The organism is Gilliamella sp. B2889, from assembly GCF_026536885.1.
In the GTDB taxonomy this organism is placed as follows: Bacteria; Pseudomonadota; Gammaproteobacteria; order Enterobacterales; family Orbaceae; genus Gilliamella; species Gilliamella apicola_E.
Map to the genome: position 1 here is coordinate 241,991 of NZ_JAFNNF010000001.1, position 20,012 is coordinate 262,002.

At 35.5% G+C, this 20,012-nt stretch carries 18 protein-coding genes and 1 pseudogene; 7 read left to right on the plus strand and 12 right to left on the minus strand.

The genetic code is table 11. The annotated features are described in order from the left end of the window. Position 1 precedes the first annotated feature (1 nt). From hisC to hisIE, 6 genes are read left to right on the plus strand one after another with little or no spacing between them, the layout of a single operon-like run. The gene (hisC, locus tag J3U09_RS01135; protein ID WP_267331990.1) at positions 2–1,060 is read left to right on the plus strand and encodes a histidinol-phosphate transaminase; all 1,059 of its coding nucleotides are present in this window, start codon (positions 2–4) and stop codon (positions 1,058–1,060) included. An 8-nt stretch (positions 1,061–1,068) separates the two neighbouring features. Next, positions 1,069–2,136 (plus strand): bifunctional histidinol-phosphatase/imidazoleglycerol-phosphate dehydratase HisB, encoded by a 1,068-nt coding sequence (hisB, locus tag J3U09_RS01140; RefSeq protein WP_267330305.1) that lies wholly within the window; start codon positions 1,069–1,071, stop codon positions 2,134–2,136. Then, entirely contained in the window at positions 2,137–2,724 is a 588-nt protein-coding gene (hisH, locus tag J3U09_RS01145) for an imidazole glycerol phosphate synthase subunit HisH (RefSeq protein ID WP_065563474.1), read from the plus strand. A gap of 17 nt (positions 2,725–2,741) precedes the next feature. After that, positions 2,742–3,479, plus strand: coding sequence for a 1-(5-phosphoribosyl)-5-[(5-phosphoribosylamino)methylideneamino]imidazole-4-carboxamide isomerase (gene hisA, locus J3U09_RS01150; protein ID WP_416380025.1), 738 nt, complete (start codon positions 2,742–2,744; stop codon positions 3,477–3,479). Beyond that, positions 3,461–4,237, plus strand: coding sequence for an imidazole glycerol phosphate synthase subunit HisF (hisF, locus tag J3U09_RS01155; protein WP_267356768.1), 777 nt, complete (start codon positions 3,461–3,463; stop codon positions 4,235–4,237). Before hisA ends, hisF begins: the two co-directional genes overlap by 19 nt. Beyond that, entirely contained in the window at positions 4,231–4,857 is a 627-nt protein-coding gene (gene hisIE, locus J3U09_RS01160) for a bifunctional phosphoribosyl-AMP cyclohydrolase/phosphoribosyl-ATP diphosphatase HisIE (RefSeq protein WP_267331993.1), read from the plus strand. The genes hisF and hisIE overlap by 7 nt, the downstream gene beginning before the upstream one ends. Before the next feature lie 75 nt (positions 4,858–4,932). Here the strand turns inward: hisIE and cysB are convergent, their stop codons facing one another. The 3 genes from cysB to matP all read right to left on the minus strand — a co-directional run bounded on the left by cysB (position 4,933) and on the right by matP (position 9,164). Further along, positions 4,933–5,904, minus strand: coding sequence for an HTH-type transcriptional regulator CysB (gene cysB / locus J3U09_RS01165; protein ID WP_065563477.1), 972 nt, complete (start codon positions 5,902–5,904; stop codon positions 4,933–4,935). A gap of 165 nt (positions 5,905–6,069) precedes the next feature. Beyond that, positions 6,070–8,670, minus strand: coding sequence for a type I DNA topoisomerase (gene topA, locus J3U09_RS01170; RefSeq protein WP_065563478.1), 2,601 nt, complete (start codon positions 8,668–8,670; stop codon positions 6,070–6,072). Between the two features lie 29 nt (positions 8,671–8,699). Continuing rightward, positions 8,700–9,164, minus strand: coding sequence for a macrodomain Ter protein MatP (gene matP, locus J3U09_RS01175; RefSeq protein ID WP_065563479.1), 465 nt, complete (start codon positions 9,162–9,164; stop codon positions 8,700–8,702). A 149-nt stretch (positions 9,165–9,313) separates the two neighbouring features. Between matP and J3U09_RS01180 the strand changes: the two genes are divergently transcribed. After that, a complete protein-coding gene (locus J3U09_RS01180) occupies positions 9,314–10,996 on the plus strand; it encodes an amidohydrolase (RefSeq protein ID WP_267356771.1) in 1,683 nt (560 codons plus the stop codon). 54 nt (positions 10,997–11,050) lie between these two features. Here J3U09_RS01180 and J3U09_RS01185 read toward each other — a convergent pair whose 3' ends face one another. From J3U09_RS01185 to J3U09_RS01220, 9 genes and pseudogenes are all read right to left on the minus strand, one after another. Next, positions 11,051–12,457 (minus strand): PTS fructose transporter subunit IIC, encoded by a 1,407-nt coding sequence (locus tag J3U09_RS01185; RefSeq protein WP_065563481.1) that lies wholly within the window; start codon positions 12,455–12,457, stop codon positions 11,051–11,053. Further along, positions 12,450–12,884 (minus strand): PTS sugar transporter subunit IIA, encoded by a 435-nt coding sequence (locus tag J3U09_RS01190; RefSeq protein ID WP_267356773.1) that lies wholly within the window; start codon positions 12,882–12,884, stop codon positions 12,450–12,452. Before J3U09_RS01190 ends, J3U09_RS01185 begins: the two co-directional genes overlap by 8 nt. Positions 12,885–13,642: 758 nt before the next feature. Beyond that, positions 13,643–13,840, minus strand: coding sequence for a tetratricopeptide repeat protein (locus J3U09_RS01195; protein ID WP_267336886.1), 198 nt, complete (start codon positions 13,838–13,840; stop codon positions 13,643–13,645). Continuing rightward, positions 13,797–13,961 (minus strand): annotated as a pseudogene (locus J3U09_RS10940) (hypothetical protein); the annotation flags it as partial. The pseudogene J3U09_RS10940 and the gene J3U09_RS01195, both read right to left, overlap by 44 nt. A 6-nt stretch (positions 13,962–13,967) precedes the next feature. Beyond that, entirely contained in the window at positions 13,968–14,132 is a 165-nt protein-coding gene (locus J3U09_RS01200; RefSeq protein ID WP_176701545.1) for a hypothetical protein, read from the minus strand. Then, complete coding sequence (locus tag J3U09_RS01205; protein ID WP_267356775.1) at positions 14,114–14,725, minus strand: tetratricopeptide repeat protein; 612 nt, start codon at positions 14,723–14,725, stop codon at positions 14,114–14,116. Before J3U09_RS01205 ends, J3U09_RS01200 begins: the two co-directional genes overlap by 19 nt. A 327-nt stretch (positions 14,726–15,052) precedes the next feature. Continuing rightward, positions 15,053–16,252: a tetratricopeptide repeat protein gene (locus J3U09_RS01210; RefSeq protein WP_267356777.1), complete on the minus strand. Its 1,200-nt coding sequence runs from the start codon at positions 16,250–16,252 to the stop codon at positions 15,053–15,055. A gap of 325 nt (positions 16,253–16,577) precedes the next feature. After that, positions 16,578–17,876 carry a tetratricopeptide repeat protein gene (locus J3U09_RS01215; RefSeq protein WP_267356779.1) on the minus strand — a complete coding sequence of 433 codons (1,299 nt, stop codon included), beginning with the start codon at positions 17,874–17,876 and terminating at the stop codon, positions 16,578–16,580. 308 nt (positions 17,877–18,184) lie between these two features. Next, positions 18,185–19,678, minus strand: a complete 1,494-nt coding sequence (locus J3U09_RS01220; RefSeq protein WP_065563488.1) for an SEL1-like repeat protein — start codon at positions 19,676–19,678, stop codon at positions 18,185–18,187. Between the last annotated feature and the right edge of the window lie 334 nt (positions 19,679–20,012).

Sequence of the window (20,012 nt, forward strand, 5' to 3'; positions counted from 1 at the left end):
AATGGATATTAATCAATTAGTCAGAAAAAACGTACAAAAGTTGACACCTTATCAATCAGCCAGACGTATTGGTGGTAAAGGTGACGTGTGGTTAAATGCCAATGAATACCCTGTTGCCCCCAATTATCAGTTAACAGAACAAACATTAAACCGTTATCCAGAAGCACAGCCTGAACATGTTATAAATGGTTATGCGCAGTATGCAGGAGTTCGACCTGATCAAGTGATAGTTAGCCGCGGTGCTGACGAAGCGATAGAGCTATTAATGCGTGCTTTTTGTGAGCCTGATACAGATACAATACTTTACTGTCCACCAACTTATGGTATGTATCAAGTCAGTGCTGAAACTTTAGGAATAAAAACTAAAACTGTACCGACCAAATCAGATTGGCAACTTGATCTTGAAGGAATTAAGCAAAATATTGATAGTGTTAAATTAATCTATGTTTGTTCACCAAATAATCCCACTGGTAATTTAATCAATCAAGATGATATTAAAACATTACTTAATATAGCCGAAGATCGAGCGCTAGTTGTGATTGATGAGGCTTATATTGAGTTTTCGCCTAATTCAACAGTAGTCAGTTGGCTTAAAGACTTTCCTCACTTAGTGATTTTACGCACCTTATCAAAAGCATTTGCACTTGCCGGTTTACGTTGTGGATTTACTTTAGCTAATAAGCCAGTAATCGACGCGTTACAAAAAGTGATCGCTCCATATCCATTAGCTACACCTGTAGCTGACATTGCCACTCAGGCATTGAGTAAAGACGGTATTAATACGATGAGATTGCATGTCATCAATCTGAATAATCAAAAAGAAAAGCTGGCTAAGCATCTTTCAGCACTGCCTATAGTCGAAAAAGTTTATCCTAGTGAATCAAATTATTTATGTGTTAAATTTCAGAGTAATAAGGATGTATTTCATAAACTTTGGAATGAAGGCATTATATTGCGTGACCAAAGTAAATCAATTGGTCAAGATGGTTTTGTTCGAATTTCGATTGGTACTCAAGCTGAATGTGAAGCAGTAATAACAGCACTTAAAGCCATATTATAGGAGCAAGTATGTTACAAAAATATTTATTTATCGATCGTGACGGAACATTAATTGTTGAACCTCCTATCGATTTTCAAGTTGATAGTTTCGAAAAACTTGAATTTGAACCTAATGTGATACCCGCATTACTTAAATTACAAGCTGCTGGTTATAAATTAGTTATGGTGACCAATCAAGATGGTTTAGGCACCAGCAGCTATCCACAAGCCAAATTTGATGGCCCTCATAACTTAATGATGCAAATATTTGAATCACAAGGCGTCAGATTTGAAGAAGTTTTAATTTGTCCACATTTTCCTGAGGACAATTGTGAGTGTCGTAAACCTAAACTAAAACTGGTGCTTCCTTATTTAATGAATGGCAACTTAGACAAACAAAATAGCTATGTAATTGGTGACAGGGTCACTGATATCCAGCTTGCAGAAAATATGCAAATAAAAGGGTTACGTTATGATCCAGTGAATCTTAATTGGAACGAAATAGCCCAACGTTTAACCACAGCAGATCGTTATGCAAAAGTCGAAAGAAACACCAAAGAGACTAAGATTTTAGTTGAGGTTTGGTTAGATAGACAAGGTGGTAGCCAAATTAATACTGGTATTGGTTTTTTTGACCATATGCTCGATCAAATTGCTACTCATGGTGGCATTAAACTCAATATCCAAGTTGAAGGTGATCTTCATGTTGATGATCATCACACCATTGAAGATACTGGCCTTGCTTTAGGTGAAGCGCTAAAACAAGCTCTTGGCGATAAACGTGGAATCACACGCTATGCATCAGTTATTCCAATGGATGAATGTTTAGCAAAATGTGCAATAGATATTTCTGGTCGGCCTTACCTTGTATTTTCGGCACAATTTAGTGATCCTAAAGTTGGAGATATGAGTACACAAATGGTAGAGCATTTCTTCTACTCTTTAACTTATGCTATGGGGATCACCTTACATATTGAAACATCAGGAAATAATGATCATCATAGAATCGAGAGCTTATTTAAAGCGTTTGCTCGAACACTTAAACAAGCAATTAAAATTGAAAGTGATAGATTACCTAGTTCGAAAGGAGTGCTATAGATGAAAATTGTCATTCTCGATACAGGCTGTGCAAATCTTTCATCAGTAAAATACGCAATACAACGACTAGGCTATAATCCAATTATTAGTCTTGAGCCTGATATTGTGCTTGAGTCGGATAAACTCTTTTTACCGGGTGTGGGTTCCGCATCTGCAGCAATGAAAAAATTAAAAGAACGGAATTTAATCGAGCTGATAAAAGTTTGCACCCAACCTGTATTAGGCATCTGCCTTGGTATGCAACTTTTGGCCGATTATAGTAATGAAGGGCATGTCCATACGTTAGGTATCATTCACGAAAAAGTCTCTGAAATTCCTGATTGTGGACTACCACTACCGCATATGGGGTGGAATCAAGTTAACCCTAAAGCTGGCCACCATTTATTCCGAGATATTCCTAATGGTGCTTATTTTTACTTTGTACATGGATACGCCTTACCATTATGCTCATCAACTATCGCAGAAACCAATTACGGCGAAAGCTTTACAGCTGCCGTACAAAAAGACAACTTTTACGGTGTGCAATTTCATCCAGAGCGTTCTGGCTCAGCCGGTGCAAAATTACTAAAGAACTTTTTGGAGATGTAAAAATGGCAGTTTACCCTATTATTATTCCTGCTCTAGATTTAATTGATGGCACTGTGGTTCGATTACACCAGGGTGATTATGAACAAAAACGTGATTATGGTAATGATCCTTTAGCTCGATTACAAGACTATCAGAAGCAAGGAGCTAAATTACTACATTTAGTTGATTTAACAGGTGCTAAAGATCCAAAAGCTCGGCAAATCACATTAATTAAAACACTGATTAATGGTGTCCAAGTTCCAGTACAAGTTGGAGGAGGAATTCGCAGTGAAGATGATGTTAAAGCCCTTCTCTCTGCTGGTGCAACACGAGTTGTTATCGGTTCAACTGCAATTAAAGATCCCAAATTAGTAAAAAAATGGTTTGAAAATTATGGACCTGAATCTTTGGTATTAGCATTGGATGTTCGTATTGACAAATATGGCAATAAAAATGTCGCTATTCATGGCTGGCAAGAAGATTCTAAGCAAACTTTAGAACAAGTAATTGAGGATTACTTACCTTATGGCTTAAAACATGTCCTTTGTACTGACATTTCAAAAGATGGTACATTAACTGGTTCTAACATAAGCTTATATCAAGAAATTAGCAAAAAATACCCAACTATTGATTTTCAAGCTTCTGGTGGAATCGGACAGTTGAACGATGTAAAGGACTTAAAAGACAGTGGTGTTGCTGGTGTCATTGTGGGTCGGGCATTACTAGAAGGTAAATTTACAGTTCAGGAGGCAATTTCATGTTGGCAAAAAGGATAATACCTTGCTTGGACGTTCGTAATGGTCAAGTTGTTAAAGGCGTGCAATTCCGTAATCACGAAATCATTGGTGATATTGTACCATTAGCTAAACGCTATGCGGAAGAAGGTGCAGATGAACTGGTTTTCTATGATATCACTGCTTCATCTGATGGGCGTGTGGTTGATAAAAGTTGGGTGGCTAAAGTTGCTCAAGTTATTGACATACCCTTTTGTGTTGCTGGTGGTATAAAAACGGTTGAAGATGCTGGGCAGATTTTAACTTATGGAGCAGATAAAATTTCAATTAACTCCCCTGCTTTAGCTAACCCAAACTTGATTACTCAATTAGCTGATTGCTTTGGTGTGCAATGTATCGTGGTAGGGATTGATTCTTGGTATGATAAAGATTCAGATAGTTATCACGTTTATCAATTTACCGGTGATGAAAAGCGAACTGTAGCCACCAAATGGAATACAATTGATTGGGTTCAAGAGGTCCAAAAGCGAGGTGCCGGTGAAATTGTATTGAATATGATGAACCAAGATGGTGTTCGTAATGGTTATGATCTTAAGCAACTTAAAACGATTAGAGAAGTTTGCCAAGTACCACTGATTGCTTCTGGCGGTGCGGGTACTATGGAGCATTTTTTACAAGCTTTTAAAGAAACTAATGTTGATGGTGCTTTAGCGGCTTCAGTCTTTCATAAACAAATTATTAATATTGGCGAACTTAAACAATATTTAGCTCAACATGGAGTAGAAATACGATTATGTTAACTCAACATTCCCAAATACAGATAGATACAAAATCACTTGATTGGCAAAAAGTCGATAATTTAATGCCAGTTATTATTCAGCATTATATTTCTGGTGAAGTGCTCATGCTGGGTTATATGAATCAGGAAGCTTTAGCTCAAACCCTAAATAGCGGAAAAGTAACGTTTTATTCTCGAACTAAACAACGTTTATGGACCAAAGGCGAAACCTCAGGCAACTTTTTAAACGTGGTTAATATCTCAACCGATTGTGATAACGATACGCTGTTAATTTTAGTCAATCCGATTGGACCAACTTGTCATACTGGAACAAACAGCTGCTTTAAGAATTCTAAAACTGAATGGGGCTTTCTATACGATTTAGAACAATTACTTGGCTCTCGTAAGCAAGCTGATCCTAACACCTCTTATACTGCAAAACTCTATCATGATGGTACTAAGCGTATTGCTCAGAAAGTCGGAGAAGAAGGTGTAGAAACCGCCCTTGCTGCCACTGTACGAGATAAAGAAGAATTGAAAAATGAATCGGCAGATTTGATTTACCATCTATTAGTCTTACTACAGGATCAAAATCTATCACTCCAAGATGTGATTGGCATTTTAAAAGCTAGACATAAATAATATTAAAAAGAAACCAAGCGAGGCACAATCTTTGAGCTTGGTTTCTTAAAATACATTTCAAAATGACCTATCGGTTTATCTAACAGGTAATTTAACTCCATTAAACATAGCTTGCACTGCTACATTGTTTTCACAAAGACTAATTTTATCTATAGTTTGTCTATTTAAATGTGGAGAAAATTGACTAATAAAATCATACATATAATTACGCAAGAACAAAGATCGTGCGAAGACGATATAAGTTGTACTGTAAGGGAATATATGGCCGGCATTTAGCACCACAAATTCACAATCTGAACTTTCATCAACCGCCATTTTAGCCACAATACCAACACCAACACCTAATTTGACATAGGTTTTAATCAAATCAGCATCAGTAGTGCTAAATACAATATTTGGGACTTGATTAGCTTTAATAAATGCCTGATTAAGATCGGAACCATCATTAGAAAAATCATAACTAACTAATGGATATTTAGATAGCTCATCAATTGTAACTAAACTGCTTTTAGCTAAAGGGTGATCTTTCATGACAATGACAGCTTGGTTCCAATGATAACAAGGTAATGCAATCATATCATCACTAAGATCTGATAAATCGGTCACGATAGCAAAATCAGCTTGTCCAGTTTGTACTTGCATCAGGCATTGAGGAGATGACCCTTGTTCCATATGAAGAGTGATACTCGGGTACTGTTGCATAAATTGTTGGATAACAAGAGGTAAAGTATAACGAGCTTGAGTATAAGTGGTTGTTATCGTTAATGAGCCTTGATTTGGTTGACTAAACTCTTTAGCTAAAATTTTAATATCTTGTGCTTTATTTAAAATTTCACGGGCTAAAGCTATAATCTGTTCACCAACTGGTGTAACTTCTGAAAGATGTTTACCTACACGGGTAAAGATTTGTACATTTAGCTCATCTTCCAATAATTTAATCTGCTTACTTATTCCAGGTTGAGAGGTATAAAGTTTTTCAGAAGTAAGCGATACATTGAGATCATTATTAACAACCTCAACAATATAACGCAGCTGTTGCAACTTCATGACAAAGGCTCCTTTAACTATATACCTTTCCCTTTTCTCAAAAAAAACTTGAGGAAAGGGGTTTATTAAGGTAATTCCCTTCACACCTTACCACATAAACGGCTTTTTATATTAAACAGCTACTGAACCTGAGCTATTCTTTATAAAATGATTAAGTGTTATTACCTATTTTTTACTATTAACCCATTTACCATGAACATATTGCATGACCCAACCAGTAGATTTGCCGTTAACTTCAGAAGTAACATACTGTTCTTTATTCTTTCGGCTATAACGAACAATACTTGGATTACCATTTGGATCATGGCTTGGTGCTTCAGTTAAATAAATAAATTTTTCTGGTAAACGATATTTAAAGCGTTGTAACTCTTCAACTAATGGTGCACGAGTTTCCCGTGATTTTGGGAAATTATGCGCTGCTAAAAATATACCTGATGCACCATCTCTAAGGACAAAATGTGCATCTGATTTAGTACATTGTAATTCAGGCAAATCAACTGGATCTTCTTTAGGAGGAGCCACATCACCATTTTTCAAGATTTTACGTGTATTTTTACAATCTTGATTAGTACAGCCCATATAGAGTCCAAAACGACCTGATTTAAGGTGCATTTCTGATCCACATTTTTCACATTCGATAATGGGCCCATCATAACTTTTTACTTTAAATGTACCCTTTTCAACCAAAGAACCATCACAAATAGGATTATTACCACAAATATGTAGCTTACGCTCATTATCAAGCAGATAACTATCCATAGCGGTATGACATTTAGGGCAACGCTTAAGTGCTCTTAAAGCATTGGTTTCAGCTGTTTCAGCTTCTTCCAAAATGTTTAAGGTTTCATGTTCTGGAATTAAGTTAATTGTCTGCTTACAACGCTCTTTTGGCGGTAATGCATAACCAGAACAAGCTAAAAACACGCCGGTTCCTGCAGTTTTAATCCCCATTTCACGACCACAATTAGGACATTTAATTTCTGGTGTTAAAACTAAAGGATTTAATTGCATTCCACCATGATCTGGATCTTGTTCAGCGATTTCAAGATGCTGGCTAAAATCTTCAAAAAATTGATCTAAAACTTCGCGCCATTCTTGTTTTTTATTAGCGATCTCATCAAGTGCATGTTCCATACGAGCGGTAAAATCATAACTCATAAGATCATTAAAATTTTCACTTAATCTATCGGTAACAATTTCACCAATTTTTTCTGCGTAGAAACGACGATTATCTAATCGTACATATCCACGATCTTGAATAGTTGAAATGATCGTTGCATAAGTAGAAGGGCGACCAATTTCTCGTTTTTCCAACTCTTTTACTAAAGAAGCTTCATTGTAACGAGCAGGTGGTTTAGTAAAGTGTTGATCTGGATTTAAGCTAAGTAACTCTAAAATATCTTTGACAGATACAGCGGGTAACATTTTATCTTCATTGTTTTTACTCAACTGAGATTGTACTTTTGTCCAACCATCAAAACGTAAAGTACGACCTTTTGCTTTTAAAGTAAAATCCCCAGCTTTAACAGTAACAGTAATTGAGTTATATTCAGCTGATGTCATTTGACAAGCAACAAATTGACGCCAAATTAGTTGATATAACTTAACAGCATCAACCTCAACATCACTCAGACTTGTAGCTTGTATATTAACATCAGAAGGACGAATAGCTTCGTGCGCTTCTTGTGAGTTTTTCTTACTGGTATAAACATTCGGTGATTTTGGTAGATATTTATCACCATAATTTTCACCAATATAATCTCGGACCATCGTTAATGCGTCTTGACTCAAATTTGTAGAGTCGGTACGCATATAAGTAATATAACCTGCCTCGTATAAACGCTGTGCTAACATCATTGTCTTTTTCACCCCGAAGCCAAGGCGAGTACTTGCAGCTTGTTGTAAAGTCGACGTAATAAATGGCGCAGTTGGATTACTTTTAGTTGGCTTTTCTTCAATATTAGTTACTTGATATTGTTTATTATTTAGCTCTGCTAAAGCAATATCAATAGCAACTCGATCTTTCGGTTCAAACGCATCATCTTTATAATGCGTAACTTGCATCGTTAGTTTTTCTTGATTAGCTGTTTTTAAGTCAGCATAGAGCTCCCAATACTCTTCAGGAATAAAGGCATGGATTTCACGTTCACGTTCAACAACTAATCGTACCGCAACGGATTGGACTCGACCAGCTGACAAACCTCTTGCTACTTTTTTCCAAAGTAATGGCGACACCATAAAACCAACTACGCGGTCCATAAATCGGCGTGCCTGCTGAGCATTAACACGATCCATATCAAGCATAGCAGGATGCTTAAACGCATTTTGAATCGCAGTTTTAGTGATTTCGTTAAATACAACACGTCGATATTTATCATCATCACCACCAATAACATCTTTTAGATGCCACGCGATGGCTTCCCCTTCTCTATCCAAGTCGGTTGCGAGATAAATCATATCCGCATCTTTGGCTAACTTTTTAAGCTCATCAACTACCCGCTCTTTACCGGGTAAAATTTCATAATGAGCCTTCCAACCATTATAAGGATCGACACTCATACGATCGACTAAGATCTGCTTTTCAGATCGTTTTACTTTCTTCTCGGCTTTATCTTTGCTGGTTTTTTCATTGCGGTGGCTACTACCACTAACTGGAAGATCTCGAATATGCCCCACGCTTGATTTAACCACGAAATCTTTACCAAGATATTTATTAATTGTTTTTGCTTTTGCTGGTGATTCCACAATAACAAGGGATTTTCCCATAATTAAACCTATTTATCCTGTAGTTTAAGTTATTTACTGTCTAAATTAACATCAAGTAATGACAGTAAATCATCTTTAATTGTCGACACTTTACTTGCATACTGCTCTTTTTGCTCTGCATCTTCAATTAATTGTGTAATTGTTTGTGACAACGTACATCCCCGGCGTTTAGCTAAATTAGCTAATCTTTGCCAGACTAGAAATTCTAAATCAATAGACTTTTTACGTGTATTTTGCTGCTCGGCATTAAAATGTCGTTTTCGTCGCGCCCGAATGGTTTGCTTCATGCGGTTATCTAAATCGGGATTTAAATGCTGCTTAATCCAATCAACGACGGCTGTCGGTTTATGTTCTAATAACAATAGTTCATTTACGGCTTGTTGAGCTGCACTCTTTTCAACATAACGAGTGATAGGCTCCCCTTCTAAATGTCTTTTTACTAAATAGTGCCACTTCCAACCGCATTCAAGGTTTTCTAATTGTTGATATTTCATAAGCTCACCTTGTGACGCTGTAACTAAATATGTTAGTTGTAGCATAATCTTGACACACAATAAAGAAAATTATTGCATTTGACAAATTTTTTATAAATCTGCTATCGTTCGCCTATCATTTTGAACTTCTACTTAAGGAATTACAAATAATGGCAAAAGCCGATGTTATTTATATTAATAGTTACATTTACACTGCTGACGAGCATGATACCGTTTGTGAAGCGCTTGCAATTAAAAATGGCTATATTGTTGCAACTGGTACCACACAAGAGATAAATAACTCCCAATATGTTGATAATTGTACAATAATTCATGATCTATTAGGTAAAACAATGATGCCTGGCATAATTGATGCTCATCTACATACCTTTTGGGGCGGTATGCAATTATCATCATGTAATTTAAATTATCAAAGTTTAACTGTTGATACTACCTTAGCCATTATTCAAGAATATTTAGATAATGATTCCGCAGACAATAGTAAAAATTGGTTACAAGTTCGTGGCTGGTTGCGCCAAGAAGTGTTACCAATCGGAACCGACATTACCCGCTTTGATCTTGATAAACTTAATACCACGCGCCCCGTAATTCTGTTTTCAAATGATTGTCATACGCTTGTTGCAAATAGTATTGCTTTAGAAAAATTTGGACTTGATCGTAATACGCCAGAGCCTTCTGATGGAAAAATTGGACGCACTGAAGATGGCGAATTAAACGGTATATTAGAAGATGCCCCTGCTATGCGCGCATTTGACAGCATCTCTAAAATTACCGATGAACAAGCAGTAAACATAGCTAAATTATCACAAACTGAATTAAATAAGCAAGGTGTAACGTCAGTTATGGATGCACGCATCACTGAAACACAAGCCGATGCATTTCTAAAATTACAACAACAAGATCAGCTCTCAATACGTTTATTTGGTGCACGTGAATTACCACCTGATGATGTCGGTTCTATTGAAGATATTCCTGCTGTTATTGATCGCGTTAAACAATTTGCTAAGCGTTATGATGATAAAAACTGGCAACCTAAACCAGGTATAAAAGTATCGCATACCAAATTATTTGTCGATGGAGTGATGCAAGCACCATTAATGACAGCTCGCTTACTAAAACCTTATCAGTTAGAAAATGAAAAAGATCGCCTTGGTGATCTATATTATTCAACAGAGATGTTAGATGCATTAATACTCGAATCATCTAAAGCTGGATTTCATCCTCACATGCATACTGTTGGCGAAGGAGCAATTGAAGTTGTTCTTAACGCGATTGAAAAAATGCGAAAAACACTACCAGATGCGGATATTCGTCCAAGTACTGCACATAATGAACTCAGTGCAATGCATCAATTTGCTCGTTATAAACAATTGAAAACCAGTGTAGTATTTTCATTCCAATGGGCTGGCTGTAGCTCAGCAATGGTAGAACAATACGAAACCTTATTTGGTGCCGAACGCTATAATGGTTTAGAAGCCCACGGTCAGTATATAGATGCTGGAGTCACTTGTGCGTTTGGTAGCGATTGGCCAATTGATCCACTTAATGAATGGTATGATTTCCAAATCGCCATGACCAGACAAATTGATGCACAGCACCCTCGTTTAAATAGTGACCGCAATTTAACAGCGACCGAAGTCCTACGCTGTGCAACAATTGGCGCCGCTTATGTGTTAAAACAAGATGATTATATAGGCTCTATCGAAAAAGGAAAATTTGCAGATTTAATTATTTTAGATCGTAATCCATTTACCATTCCGGCAACGGATATTCAAAATGTCAAAGTATTAACGACGATTGTCGGAGGGAAAACAGTTTATCAACACGCCTAATAATCGTTAAAAAATTTATTACCCCGCCTATTAGTCGGGGTAATTTTTCAATGATTAATCAGCATCAACAATAACATCGCCTTCCACTGCTGGTTTTCGAGAAAAATGTAAAATCGCAGCAATAATAAATGCTCCGATAAACATATCAATGACATACCATAATGCACCTTTGGTTACACCACCTAACGCAACTAAACCACCAAATGCAACTAATGAATCAATACCATTAATCATGCCTAGCATTCCCGCAACTGCTGTACCAACAACGATTGCAATAATAACGCGTTTTGGATCTTTAGCCGCAAATGGAATCGCCCCTTCTGTAATACCAGCTAGGGATAAAAAGAACGCAGTAATACCAAACTCTTTTTCTTCCTTAGTATATTTAGAGCGAGACACAATCAAAGAAGAAATAGCCAATCCTAAAGGAGGAATTGCACAGCACATACGAAATACACCATTAGGACCGTAAACACCTTCTGCCATAGCTGCTAATGTAAAGGCTGTAGCTGCTTTACTACATGGTCCGCCCATATCTAGCGCTGCAAGAACACCAATTCCTATACCTAAAAATGCCGCGTTAACTTCAGACATGCCTTTTAAAGTTTCGACCATCGCTTTTACAAACCAATCTAGCGGATATGACAAGCCATAAATATAAATAGGAGCCATAACTAATAAGGTCACAGTTGGAATAATCATAACAGGCATAACAGAGGCAATAACTGGATGGACTTTAACTGTTTTAAACCATTTTACAAAATAACCAATTAAAACACCGAAAATCATAGCACCAATAAAGCCTGTACTTACATGATTAGCACCAATTGGATTATTTACTACATATCCCATAATAAATGCTGGAGCTAAGGCGGCATTACCACCAATCGAATAAGCCATATATGCCGCAAGCACAGGTACCATCATTGCAAAGCCATAAAACGCAACTTGCTGTAAATCGGCAAAGAATTGATTACTTGGTAAAATAGTGTCACCAGTTACATGACCTGTCATTAACACTATTGAAAAAAGAATACCTGAAGCAATAATAACTGGTAAAAATTTACTGATACCGGTATTTAATGACCTAAATATTTCTTTTCCAATACTCTCCTTAACTTCTTTTTTAGATGATAGTGCTTCAGCATTGTTAAAAATATTAACCGTGTTTTTAACCGCTTCACCGGTGCTGACCTTAATCACATTTTTAAAAGGTTCTAACCTTTCAGCATTATCAATAGAAATATCTGTTGCTAACAAAATCACATCAGCACTTTTTAAATCTTGTTCTGTTAAAACATTATCAATCCCTGCTGCGCCTTGTGTTTCGACCTTACAATCCCATCCTCGCTTTTTAGCTTCATTTTCAATTTTTTGTTTAGCAATATAAGTATGAGCCATACCCGCTGTACAGGCACATATGGCTACAATTTTTTTATTTTTTAGCGATTCTTTACTCATATAAACCTCGAATTAATTTTGCTACAGTTTGAATATCACTATTTAACAGTTCTTCAATAAAATCATCATCAGCCAAATTAGATGCCAATTTAGCAATTATTGTCAAATGCTCTTTATCCGCATTTTGTGGAGCGCCAATCATTACCACTAACTTAACTTTATTTTCATTATTCCAAATTACTCCTGGATTATACTTACCGACAACAATAAATGGTGTTTTTACTGCGCTACTTTTAGCATGAGGCAAAGCAATATCTGTTAGTACATCTGTATCCATTTCTTTTTCATGATTCATAACATCTTGGAAAAATTGTGTGACATTGTTTAAATACTCGTTACTGTTTTCTGCCATTAATTTGATCACTAATGATTTATCTTGAGCAAGATTATCAGTTAGTTCGACGGGAATAACCGGAATTAAAGCCATAAATAAGTCCTCTTGATAATTATTTAGTATAAAATTTTAGTAAAATAAAGATATACAAAACAAATATATAACGTTCATTTTTTATTGACACTTAATTTTTTGATTAAATAATTTGATCTTGCTCACAAATATGAAATATTTAAAATTTATTGATGATTAAAGTAATCATTACTTTCAAAAATACATACTTATTAAGATACGGCCTTAATAATGATTTTACTTAATAATAAAATGATCTTTTTCATTGTTTAGCATGAAAATTATGTGGCTGTTTTGTCACACAGGTATTATTAGATTAAAAATAGAAGATATCAGAAGAAACACAAAAAAAGGATAAAAGTATATTTACAATATTATATTTTGACTATTTACCTTTATATAAATATTTTGATAAGTTTATAGATCCTTCTATAGATAAATAGAATTTTATTCTAATAATTTTTTTATTTTTTGAGGATACTCATAACGTAAATGAAACTATGAGTATCCATAATTTGGCTCTTTGATTCTGAGCCTAGCCAAAAAGTTGATATTTGGTTTCTAAATTGATGGCTAGCGCAAAAAAGACCGATTTATTGATGATACTTTTTATCTTATTTCACTTTGACCACTAAGCAGTCCAAATAAACAATTGAATAAAAATTATCAAGTAGAGAATTCTGCCACTCTATCACATGCTCTTTTACTTATTCCGTCAGTTTAAAAATCATCACTGGCGAGATATCAACACCATATATCTCCTTATATAGAAATAATGTTTATTTCATTCCTTTATGAAGGATATAGCAACTTTCTTTAAATTTTAGCTCACAAGCTTGTTCAAAATACTTTTTAGCTAAATCACTATTTTTTTCAATTCCATCACCTTTATAATACATAACACCTAAATTATGCATTGCTTGAGTGTCACCATTATCTGCTGCTTTTGTGTACCAATATAATGCTTTTTTTATCAACTTTGACGCCCTCACCTTCGTCATACATGCGTGATAAACCATATTGCGCAATAGAACCCCCTTGTTCCGCTGCCTGAGTAAGCCAATATAGCGTTTTTTCAGTATTTTCTTCGACGCCGTCGCCGTTCTAATACATAAATGCTAAATTAAACTGAGCATCTTTATCTCCCTGCTCAGCCTCAGTGTTACAAGCAATAAAAGCTTTATCAAAAGCTTTTTGTTCGAAATAGGTAGCGCAATTATTAGCGTAAGCCGTGGTCGATAATAATGCTGTTAATACAACATATACCAATATAGCGCTTTTTCTTTATTTCCTTCATGATCAAGCATCCAGGTTAAACCACTGTGCTCCGCATAAACAAACCCTTGTTTAGTAGCTTTAGTGTACCAATAGAGCACTTTTTTTCTATTTTTATCGAAATCGAACGACCGCCCTAATTCATATTGAGCAACAATAAATCCTTGCTCTGCTGCTTTAGTGAGCCATTTTTCACGTTCAAACCTATTGGATAAATCATATTGCGCTTGAACAGATCCGGCTTCCGCTGCTTGAGTGAGCCAATAGAGTGCTTTTTCTTTGTTTTCCTCGACTCCCTCACCTTCTTCATACATGCGTGATAAACCATATTGCGCAATAGAAACCCCTTGTTCCGCTGCCTGAGTAAGCCAATATAGTGCTTTTTCAGTATTTTCTTCGACACCGTAACCGTTGTAATACATAAATGCTAAATTAAACTGAGCATCTTTATCTCCCTGCTCAGCCTCAGTGTTACAAGCAATAAAAGCTTTATCAAAAGCTTTTTGTTCAAAATAGGTAACGCAATTATTAGCGTAAGCCGTCGTCGATAATAATGCTGTTAATACAACAAATAGTACTTTTTTCATTAGTTTTCCTTAAATTCCTAAAAATAATAATAGTTTTTTTATTTTGCCTGCTGGCAAGAAAAGAACAAAAATACGTTTACTATCTATTACTTGTTAACAATGTACTTTTAAATTGCTTATCGGTATATGGAGTTGATAAAATGACTAACACGTCAACCAAATATCTTGAGCCGTATTAAAATGTCAATGTTAGACTAATTTATATCAAAAAAGTAATTGTGTTAACAGAATAAATGATATTTTGATGCTGTATAAAAAAAGAACTGCCTTAATATGTAAGACAGTTCTTTAAACAGATTTCAAATTTGCCTGACTTATGAATAATGTTTATTTGATTCCTTTGTGAAGGATATCGCAACTTTCTTTAAATTTTAGCTCACAAGCTTGTTCAAAATACTTTTTAGCTAACTCGCTATTTTTTTCAATACCATCACCTTTATAATACATAACGCCCAAATCATGCATTGCTTCAGTGTTACCATTATCTACAGATTTTTTATACCAAAATAGTGCTTTTTCTTTATCGACTTCGATCTCGTATCCTTTGTCATACATATGTGCTAAACGATATTGTGTTTGACTAAGCTCTTTTTTCATTACGTTACTGAGCCAATATACCGTTTTATCTTTATTAACTTCGAGACCGTCACCTTTGTCATACATTTCTGCTAAATCATATTGCGCTTGAGCAATTCCATATTCTGGTACATCGTTTTTTCTAGGTAACCTCTTACGTAGTTCTGCTATAACATCGTCACTTTCATTATTCAAAACTGCTAAATAATACTGCGCCTCAACAAATCCTTTTTTTACTGCTTTCGTGTACCAATATACTGCTTTCTCTTTATTGACCTCAACACTGTCTCCTTTATCATATCTCTTTGCTAACTCGAATTGCGCCCAACCATCCCCTCGTTCCGCAGCTTTTGTATACCAATACACCGCTTTTTCTTGATTGACTTCGACACCGAGCCCATAGTTATAAATGTTTGCTAATCCAATTTGTGCAGAAATAAGCCCCTGTTGCTCAGCTTTAGTATACCAATATAGCGATTTTTCTTTATTACCATGTTGCCCTAAATCATATTGAGCAACAACAAATCCTTGCTCTGCTGCTTTAGTGAGCCATTTTTCACGTTCAAACCTTCTGGATAAATCATATTGCGCTTGAACAGATCCGGCTTCCGCTGCTTGAGTGAGCCAATAGAGTGCTTGTTCTTTATCGACTTCGACTCCCTCACCTTCTTCATACATGCGTGATAAACCATATTGCGCAACAGAAACCCCTTGTTCCGCTGCCTGAGTAAGCCAATTTAGTGCTTTTTCTGTATTTTCTTCGACACCGTAGCCGTTGTAATACATAAATGCTAAATTAAACTGAGCATCTTTATCCCCCTGCTCAGCCTCAGTGTTACAAGCAATAAAAGCTTTATCAAAAGCTTTTTGTTCGAAATAGGTAGCGCAATTATTAGCGTAAGCTGTCGTCGATAATAATGCTGTTAATACAACAAATTGTACTTTTTTCATTAGTTTTCCTTAATTTCCTTAAATATAATAATTTTTTTATTTTGTCTGCTGGCAAAAATAGAACAAAAATACGCTTACTATCTATTACTCGTTAACAATGTACTTTTAAATCGCTTATCGGTATATGCAGTTGATAAAATGACTAACACTCCAACCCAATATATTGAGCCGTATTAAAATGTCACTGTTAAGCTAATTTATATCAAAAAAGTGATTGTGTTAACAGAATAAATAACATTTTGAGTCTATATAAAAAAAGAACTGCCTTAATATGTGAGGCAGTTCTTTTAACATGTTTCTAATTTGCCTGACTTATGAATAATGTTTATTTGATTCCTTTGTGAAGGATATCGCAACTTTCTTTAAATTTTAGCTCACAAGCTTGTTCAAAATACTTTTTAGCTAACTCGCTATTTTTTTCAATACCATCACCTTTATAATACATAACGCCTAACTGATGTATTGCTTGAGTGTTACCATTATCTGCTGCTTTTTTATACCAATATAATGCTTTTTCTTTATCGGATTCGATACCGTCACCTTGGTCATACATACGTGCTAACTCATATTGCGCAGCAGTATGCTCTTCTTGCGCATCACCATCCCATAGTTCAGCGACTTTTGTGTACCAATATAATGCTTTACTTTTATTAGGTTTGACCCTATTGCCTTCGGCATACATATGTGCCAAATCAGATTGCGCTTCAACAACCCCATATTCTTGTCTTTCTCCTTGAGCTTTAGCTCGAGAGTACCAATATCGTGCTTTTTCTTTATTGACTTCGATACCCTCACCTTGGTCATACCTATATGCTAACTCTAATTGCGCAGAAATATCCTTTCCTTCCGCTAATTTGGTGTACCAATATAGCGCTTTTTCTTTATTGATTTCGACATCTATACCTTGGTCATACATAAGAGCTAACTCATATTCTCCAGCAGCAAGTCCTTCTTCCACTTCTTCAACTTTAGAGTACCAATATGCTGCTTTTTCTTTATTTTTTTCGACACCCTTACCTTGGTCATACATATATGCTAACTCAAATTGCGCAAATTCATACCCCAGTTCCGCTGCTTGAGTGTACAAATAGAGGGCTTTTTCTTTATCGACTTCGACACCATCTCCTATTTCATACATACGTGCTAAATGATATTGCGCCTCACTAAGCCCATGTTCCATTGCTTTAGTAAACCAATAGAGGGCTTTTTCTTTATTTTTTTCGACACCGTCACCTCTATAATAAAGAAGCGCTAAATCATTTTCCGCCTTATCAAACCCATGTTCTGCTGCTTGAGTGAGCCAATATAGCGATTTTTCTTTATTGACTTCAATACCGTTATCGTCAACATACATAAGTGCTAACTGATATTGCGCCTCAAGAAATCCTTGTTCCGCTGCTTTTGTGAACCAATAGAGTGCTTTTTCTTTATTGTCGGCACCTATACGTTCGTCATATATAAGTGCTAAATTATACTGAGCTTCCCTATCTCCTTGATCAGCCTCAGTGTTACAAGCAATAAACGCTTGATCAAAATTGTTTTGTTCATAATAGGTCGCGCAATTATTAGCGTAAGCCGTCGTCGATAATAATGTTGTTAATACAACAAATTGTACTTTTTTCATTAGTTTTCCTTAATTTCCTTAAATATAATAATTTTTTTTTGTCTGCTGGCAAAAATAGAACAAAATACGCTTACTATCTATTACTCGTTAACAATGTACTTTTAAATCGTTTATCGGTATATGGAGTTAATAAAATGTTATCATATCAACCAAATATCTTGGGCCTAATTAAAAAGTCACTGTTAAATCAATCTATATCAAAAAAGATTGGGATAACAGAATCAATGACATTTTGAGTCTGTATAAAAAATTGTCTTAATATATAAGACATTTTTAGCATATATATTTTCAATATGAATTAATCGTGTTTATTTCAGGGAATTATAATCATCACATCCTTTATCAAAACCAAGCGAACAAGCTTGCTTAAAATACCTTTTTGCTAACGCTATATCTTTTTTTACTCCGTCTCCGTGGTGATACATAAGTCCTAAATTATATTGCGCTTCACTATACCCTTGTTCCGCTGCTTTTGTGTACCAATATAATGCTTTCTTTTTATCAACTTTGACCCCATCACCTTCAGCATAAATACTTGCCAAATAATATTGATCTACCATAAACTCATCTTCCTCTTCTTGAGCTAGAGATAGAACTTGAGCTTGAGAATACCAATATAGTACTTTTTCTTTATTAACTTCGACACCAACTCCTTGGTCATACAAATAGGCTAACTCTAATTGCGCAGAGATATCCCCTTGTTCCGCCGCTTTGGTGTACCAATATAGTGCTTTTTCTTTATTGATTTGGACACGATCTCCTTGGTCATACATACGTGCTAAATTATATTGCTCATCACCATTTCCTTGTTTGGTAGCTTTAGTATACCAATCTAGCGATTTTTCTTTATTGACTTCAACACCATCTCCTTGGTCATAGATATATGCTAACTCTAACTGCGCAAAAATATGACCTTGTTCCGCTGCTTGGGTGTACCAACTCCGTACTTTTTCTTTATTGTTTTCGACACCATCTCCGACTTCATACATACGTGCTAAATTGTATTGCGCGTCACCATCCCCTTGTTTGGCGGCTTTGGTATACCAATATAGCGCTTTTTCTTTATTGACCTCGACACCATCTCCGACTTCATACAAACGTGCTAAATTAAATTGCGCATAACTAGCGCCTTGCTCAGCGGCTTTAGTATACCAATATAATGTTTTTTCGATATTTCTTTCGAGACCTTCCCCTTTGTAATACATAAGGCCTAAATTATATTGCGCGTCACCATACCCTTGTTTGGCGGCTTTAGTAAACCAATATAGGGCTTTTTCTTTATTGACTTCGACACCGAATCCTCTGTTATACATAGCCCCTAAATTAAATTGTGCATTACTAAGACCTTGTTCAGCGGCTTTAGTATACCAATATAATTCTTTTTCAATATTTTGTACGACGCCTTCCCCATTACCATACATAACCCCTAAATTATATTGCGCTTCACTATGCCCTTGTTCAGCGGCTTTAGTATACCAATATAGTGCTTTCTCTTTATTGACTTCGATATCCCATCCTATGTAATAATTATATGCTAAATCAAATTGCGCTTGAGCAAATCCAGCTTCCGCTGCTTTTGTTTCCCAATATAGTCCTTTTTCAATATTTTCTTCAACGCCATCGCCGTTGTAAAACATTAGTGCTAAATTATACTGAGCTTCCCTATCTCCCTGCTTAGCCTCAGTATTACAAGCAATAAAAGCTTTATCAAAATCTTTTTGTTCATAATAGGTAGCGCAATGATTAGCGTAAACCGTCGTCGAGAATAATGCAGTTAATGCAACAAGGGGGATGTTTTTCATAAGTTCCCTAAATTTCCTTAAATATAATAATTTTTTTATTTTGCCTACTGACAAGAAAAGAATAGGCTTACTCTCTATTACTCGTTAACAATGTACTTTTAACTGGCTTATGCGTATGTGGAGTTGAAAAAATTGTTAACACGCCAATTATTGGATCACATAAAAATGTCACTATTATTAGAAAAGTATTTAACCATAATATTCCTATAAATATATTTTCTCATTACTTTATATCAAATCCTTAATATTTCCCTTTCTTCAGAAATTAAAAATGCGATTTATTTTTATAGGCAAATAACCTTGGTTTAATCTATTTTTATTCTTATTCATAATA